Annotated in this window: 4 protein-coding genes; 3 read left to right on the top strand and 1 reads right to left on the bottom strand. The window is 38.9% G+C overall.

What is annotated here, in order from left to right:
• From hemW to JWQ85_RS00610, 3 genes are all read left to right on the top strand, one after another.
• Positions 1–1,074: radical SAM family heme chaperone HemW (hemW, locus tag JWQ85_RS00600; protein ID WP_299462341.1), on the top strand; the 1,074-nt coding region annotated here is incomplete at its 5' end.
• Between the two features lie 102 nt (positions 1,075–1,176).
• The gene (locus JWQ85_RS00605; RefSeq protein ID WP_299462344.1) at positions 1,177–1,725 is read left to right on the top strand and encodes a fasciclin domain-containing protein; all 549 of its coding nucleotides are present in this window, start codon (positions 1,177–1,179) and stop codon (positions 1,723–1,725) included.
• Positions 1,726–2,008: 283 nt separating this feature from the next.
• Entirely contained in the window at positions 2,009–2,890 is an 882-nt protein-coding gene (locus tag JWQ85_RS00610) for a cupin-like domain-containing protein (RefSeq protein ID WP_299462346.1), read from the top strand.
• A gap of 7 nt (positions 2,891–2,897) precedes the next feature.
• Here the strand turns inward: JWQ85_RS00610 and JWQ85_RS00615 are convergent, their stop codons facing one another.
• Positions 2,898–6,710 carry a hybrid sensor histidine kinase/response regulator gene (locus JWQ85_RS00615; RefSeq protein ID WP_299462349.1) on the bottom strand — a complete coding sequence of 1,271 codons (3,813 nt, stop codon included), beginning with the start codon at positions 6,708–6,710 and terminating at the stop codon, positions 2,898–2,900.
• Positions 6,711–6,904: the final 194 nt, after the last annotated feature.

Genomic DNA, 6,904 nt, shown 5'->3' on the forward strand with positions numbered 1-6,904 from the left:
TACTGCGATTTTCATTTCAGCACATCGGCTAAGTATAAAGATGAGATGGTGCAGGCTCTTTTGAAAGAGATAACCCTGCAAAAAAGCTACCTTACTAATGAAACCATCCAAACTATTTACTTTGGCGGCGGCACACCATCGGTGCTTTCTGCTGATGAGATAATCGGCATTATTAACACCATTACCCAGATCCATACCGTTAGTGCCGATGCCGAAATAACCCTTGAGGCTAACCCCGACGATTTGGACCAGCAAAAGGTAAACGCCTTTAGGCATACGCCGGTTAACCGATTCAGCATCGGTATTCAATCTTTTTTTGATGAAGACTTGCAGTGGATGAACCGTGTACACCGCGCCAACGAAGCCGAAGCATCGGTAAAACGCGCGCAGGATGCCGGGTTCGAGAACATTACAGTAGACCTGATATACGGTTATCCCCTATTAACAGATATCAAATGGAAACATAATCTTAATAAAGTTTTTGAATTTGGTATCCCCCATGTATCAGCTTACAGCATGACAGTTGAACCGCAAACGGCGCTGGCAACTTTTATCAGTAAAAAGAAGCAGCCTGCCATGAGCGAGCAGCAAAGTGCCGAGCAGTTTAATATTATGCTTGATGCCATGCAGACCAATGGTTTTGAGCAATACGAGATCTCGAACTTTTGCAAGCCCGGCCAATATTCGCGCCATAACTCCAACTACTGGAAAGGCGTAAAATACTTGGGTATAGGCCCGTCGGCACATTCCTTTAATGGCGATACCCGCCAGTGGAACGTAGCCAATAATGCCAAATACATAAAAGCATTAACCGAAAACACCATCCCGGCAGAAATAGAAGTACTAACAGAAACCAACCGCCTGAACGAGTACATCATGACATCGTTACGTACCGTTTGGGGCCTTGATCTTGATAAGCTAAACGCCATTGCTTCCGGCGCATCAAATGAGCTTTTAAAAGCCGCACGGCCTTATTTTGACGATGGCAGCATCAACCAGAACGATAATATTATTACACTTACCCCACACGGTAAACTGTATGCAGATAATATTGCCGCCAGTTTGTTCTTTTGATAATTAAAACACTTAACTATAGCAAATAGTTGTTAGAATATCCCGTCCTTTAAAAAACCGCTTTAAATATTACGGCGTATCTTCTTTCAAATACCTAAAAACATGAAAAAATTAATCATCGCGGCAATTGCATTAGCAGCTATTACAATTGCGCCAAACACGTACGCTCAAACAAAAATGGTAGGTGGCGCGGCCATGTATCCAACAAAAAACATTATTGAAAACGCGGTAAATTCAAAAGACCACACCACATTGGTTTCGGCTGTTAAAGCTGCGGGTTTGGTACAAACCTTACAATCTGCCGGGCCGTTCACCGTATTTGCACCAACTAACGAGGCTTTTAATAAACTGCCAAAAGGCACGGTTGAAACCCTGGTTAAACCAGAGAATAAAGCAACCCTTATCAAAATATTAACCTACCATGTTGTTTCGGGTAAAATTAGCGCGGCACAGCTTATGGCAAAAATTAAAGCCGGTAAAGGCACAGCCGAATTGAATACCGTTAGCGGTGGCATATTAAAGGCCATGATACAAGGCGGAAAAATATACCTGGTTGACGAAAAAGGCGGAAAAAGCTGGGTAACTATTGCTGATGTTAACCAAAGCAACGGCGTTATACATGTAGTAAATACCGTGCTGATGCCTAATTAAAAAGTTGGCAGTTGGCAGTTGGCAGTTGGCAAAAATAGATAAGCGCGGTGCAAACTGCCAACTGCCAACTAAAATTAAACAAGGCCCGGTTGCAAAAGCGCCGGGCTTTATTTTTGTGAAAAAGTACGGTTGAGTGCTTTTTACACCATTGTTTATTTAAAGAAGCTTAATTTTGCATCGCAATTGCATAACATAACGTTAACCTGTAATAGGTTTTTAATATGTTATTTTGATACCTTTTAGGTAACATTAATGTCTTTTATAAAAAAACGATTGGTAAGATATGAGCTTTATACTGCACCCCATAGATACTGTTGAAAACATAAGTCCGGAGGATTTTAAGAAGAACTACCTTGACCCGCGCCGCCCGTTGGTTATAAAAGGCATGACCAAAAGCTGGCCGGCCCGCGAAAAGTGGACACCCGGGTATTTAAAAGAAGTGGTAGGCAAAAAGGTGGTGCCTTTGTACGATAACTCAAAAGCAGATCCATCAAAGCCTATCAATTCATCGGCAGCAGAAATGCCTTTTGATGAATACATTGATCTGATAAAGTCGCAGCCAACCGAGCTACGTATCTTCTTCTTTAATATATTTAAACAGGCTCCGCAACTGCTTGATGATATTGTTTTCCCTAAAGATCTGATGGGTGGTTTCCTGGAAAGTATGCCATCTATGTTTTTCGGCGGCTCAAATTCGGTTACCTTTTTACATTACGATATCGACCTTCCGCATATATTCCATACACATTTTGGTGGCCGCAAACATGTAATATTGTTCGAGAATAAATGGAAGCGCCGTTTATACTGCATCCCTAACGCCACCTACGCGCTGGAGGATTATGATGTACTAAACCCCGATACCAAAAAATTTCCGGCCCTTGAAGGCGTGGAAGGCACCGAGGTATTCCTGGAACATGGCGATACCCTGTTTATGCCAACCGGATACTGGCACTGGATGAAATATATTGATGGCTCTTACTCGTTAAGCTTACGCGCCTGGGATGCATCCATTACCCGCAAAGCAGCAAGCATTTATAACCTGGCCGTAAAAGGCGGTATAGATAGCCTGCTGAAAATGGCTTTCAAAGAAAAATATGCCAAATACCGCGAGCAACTGGCCGTTAAATGGGCCGAGAGGGAATTAGCCGCGGGGAAACCGTATTAGAAACGTATTATTGATTTATTGTACTTTTGTTCATAACATCTTTAAATGATTTTTCGAGATGAACTAATAGTTCAGCAAACCCGATAGGTTTAGACATAAAATAATTCATTCCTGCCTTTAGGCATTTGATTTTATCTTCTGGCATTGCGCTGGCAGTCATAGCTATGATCACTGGTTGATGATTGCCTTCCTGCCTTATCTTGTGTGTTGCTTCCAATCCATCTAATTCCGGCATTTGCACATCCATCAATATCAGGTCAAACTTTTCCATTTGGGTAATATCAAACGCTTCGCGGCCATTACTTACAATAAATGGTTGATAACCAAATTTCTTTAACACCTGCTTAATAACATTTTGGTTAATAATATTATCTTCTGCAACCAATATTTTCATCGGAAACTTGGTTGCAAACTCTGCAGATATAACCTCACCACCCTGTTGTATAGGGTTGGATTGTGCCACTTCCTGTATTTGATTTGCCTGGCAAACCATACTAAAAACAACTTTTGTTCCACTGTTCACTGCACTTTCAATGTTCATTGACCCACCCAAAAGCTCAACAAGCTTTTCACAGATCACCAAGCCTAAACCTGTACCTCCATATTTACGTGTAGTTGAAGAATCGCCTTGTGAGAAAGGCTTAAATAAACGTGATAGTTTATCAGGTGAAATTCCTACACCTGTATCATTTACTTCAAAAGACAGCTTTAAATTATCGCTATCCTGGTTAAGTAAATTAACATTTATAGTTACCTGGCCTTGTTTAGTAAATTTTAGAGCGTTACCCGCAAGATTTATCAAAATTTGCTTTAGCCTTAACTTATCGCTTATAATTTCATCAGGAACGTTTTTGTCAATACCGTAAGTTAGTTGAATATTTTGTTTGGCTGCCTGCCCGTTAAAAAGCTTTGATACCTCCTCTATGCACTGTTGCAAATGAAATTTATGAATATCAAGAACCATTTCACCCGATTCGATCTTCGAGAAATCCAGGATATCATTGATCACATTAATTAAACTCTCGCCACTAATACGGATTGTATCAGCATACTCCCGTTGTTCCGGGTCAAGTTTGGTTTCGCAAAGTAATGCAGCCATACCCATAACTCCGTTCATGGGTGTCCTTATTTCGTGGCTCATAGTAGCTAAAAAAATGCTTTTTGCTTTGTTTGCCCGTTCGGCCTCCATTCTTGCTTTAAGTTCTTGCTCCCGCTGATCTCTAAGTTCTTCTGATTGTGCCTGCAGCTCTTCATTAATTGCTGTTAACTCTTCTGATTGTTCTTGCAACTCATCTGCCTGTTTTTCTATTTCGGCAGTGCGTTGTTTTACGATCTTTTCAAGCATCTTTTTTGTTGTATGTATATGATGCACACGATATTTGTAATAGCCGTATAAAACACCAGCCAAGGTTAAAGCCACAAGGCATTTAAACCACCAGGTCATCCAAAAAGGGGCTATGATCGTAATTTTGATCTGTGCCGGTAACGTGTTCCACACACCATCGTTATTTGCTGCTTTTACTTTAAATACATACTCCCCCGGGTTCAGATTGGTATATGTGGCTTTGCGTTGTGTGCCTACATAATTCCATTCTTTTTCAAACCCCTGTAACTGGTAGGCATACCTATTTAAGCCGGGTATAGTAAAGTTTAAAGCCGTGTACTCTATTGTAAATACAGATTGTTTATAGTTAAGTCTTATCTCTTTTGTTTGTGTTATTGATTGCCTTAATACTGAGTTTTTACCAACGGCAACATTTTTATTAAAAAGCTGAAATCCGCTTATTACTATACCGGGCATGCGGCTGTTGACGGGAAGATGCTCCGGGTCAATAATATTAAACCCGTTAAGCCCGCCAAATAATAATTTACCATTTTGGGTAACCAGGCCGGCACCTTTAGAAAATTCCGGGCCTTGCAATCCGTTAAGTATAGTAAAATGCCTCAAATCATTTGTACCCGGTTTAAAACGGACCAGGCCATTGGTGGTACTCACCCAAATAAAACCTTTTTTATCCTCGGTTATGCTACTTATTATTGAATAAATTGATCCGTTGAGGAAACGATAACCCGCAAATTTTTTAGTTTTATTATTATAGAGGTTAAGGCCGCCACCTATTGTTCCCACCCACAAATTACCCTTACTATCTTCAAAAATATCGGCGATGGTATTATTGGTTAAGCCTGCATTATAATCCTTATAGTGCGTGAAATTATTTTTTTGAGGATTGTATAGATTTAAACCGTCGTACGTGCCTATCCAGATATTGTTTTTTCTGTCGCGGTAAATTGCCCGTACATCATTATTGCTTAAACTATTTACAGTATCGCGTATATCATATCTATAACGCCTGGCTACAAGCGAGTTATGAATTACATTAATACCTTCTTCATCAAGGCCAACCCATATATCACCTGCCTGGTCCTTCATTAAAGCAAAAACCACGTCACTACTGATATCCTTTGGGGTATTTCCTTTTGAATAATGAGCTATTCTATGGGTCTTGTTTTCAAGCACATCCAGGCCACTTCCATAAGTCCCTATCCAAAGTTTGTTATCATTGTCCTTTATTATAGAAAGTATTTTTTTTCCGGTTATGCCAATATCATCATATGTTAACTTCTGTGTCACCTTATCCAGGTAGTTTAACCCACCACCATCTGTTCCTACCCATATATCATTATTTACTTCGGCAAAAGATAAGACGTGGCTAGTGGTAAGTTCTTCAGGTGTATTCTTTTGATTGGAGAACAGCACAAACGAAGGTATATTATTATTGTACTCTATAACCCCTGTTTCAAAAGTACCTAACCACAATATCTTTTCGCTGTCTAATACATAATTAATTGAATTTACTTTGTTGTTAAGCTTGTTATATTGGTGATCAAAAGTTTGCGTACTTTCATCAAACATGTCTAACCCTTCTTCGGTAGCTACCCACAATTTATTATTGCCCGCCTTTGCAAGGTTAAAAACAGAATTATTGGCTATTGTATTATTATTGCCTGCCTGGTGGCTGTAGTGAGAAAATGATTGGCTTTGTTGATCAAATAGCTCTATACCTTTATCGTCAGTTGCTATCCATACATTGCCATTTTCTTTCGTTAATATTGAGCGGATATGGTTACTTGCTATACTTTTAGCATTGGCACTATCATGCGCATATTTTTTATACTTATTAGTTTTGTAATCAAACTGAATAAGCCCCCCATCAGTACCCAGCCACAGTTTTCCATGTTTATCCCCGGCTATTGAATAGATATGCCTGTCAGGAAAATAATCCTTATTTTTTTCGTAGAAAAACCTGTTAAATTTGTGGGTTTTAGGGTTAAAAAGGTTTAAGCCGGAGTAGGTGCCAATCCAGATATTATGTTGGCTATCCTGATACATACTGGTTATATCATCATTTGATATAGTATTAGCATTATTTTTATCAGCACTAAAGTTGATAAAGGAATCTGTATCCTTATTATATAGGCTTAAACCGCCACCACCTGTACCTACCCATAGGTTACCTTCGTTGTCCTGCAGAAGCACATTTATATTATTGACTTTTAACGTGTTTTTATCATTCGGTTTATGACGATATATTGTAAAAGAATATCCGTCATATTTGTTTAACCCATCATCAGTAGCAAACCACATAAATCCGGTCCTATCCTTTAATATAAACTTCACGTTACTATGCGAAAGGCCATCACTTATAGTTAAGGTTGAGTTAAAAGCGTTGTGATATTGTCCGTAAATATTATACGGAGCAAATAATAATACAATTACAGTAAGGAATGCCGGCAACAGTTTAAAGTATGGTACGCTCATTAATTTAGCTCAAGAAAACTATTCTTTATAAATATTTAAACAAGTTAATATATAAAAGCTGATAAGCAGATTTATAAATCTGGGTTGATATTGGTTATAATGTTTACGAAAAGTTAAAATAAAAGTTGCAAGCTTTATTTTCCTTTAACCTATAATCTACATTTTATCTATTTATCTGTAAAAATGAAACAGTT

The organism is Mucilaginibacter sp., assembly GCF_028288105.1.
Classification (GTDB): domain Bacteria; phylum Bacteroidota; class Bacteroidia; order Sphingobacteriales; family Sphingobacteriaceae; genus Mucilaginibacter.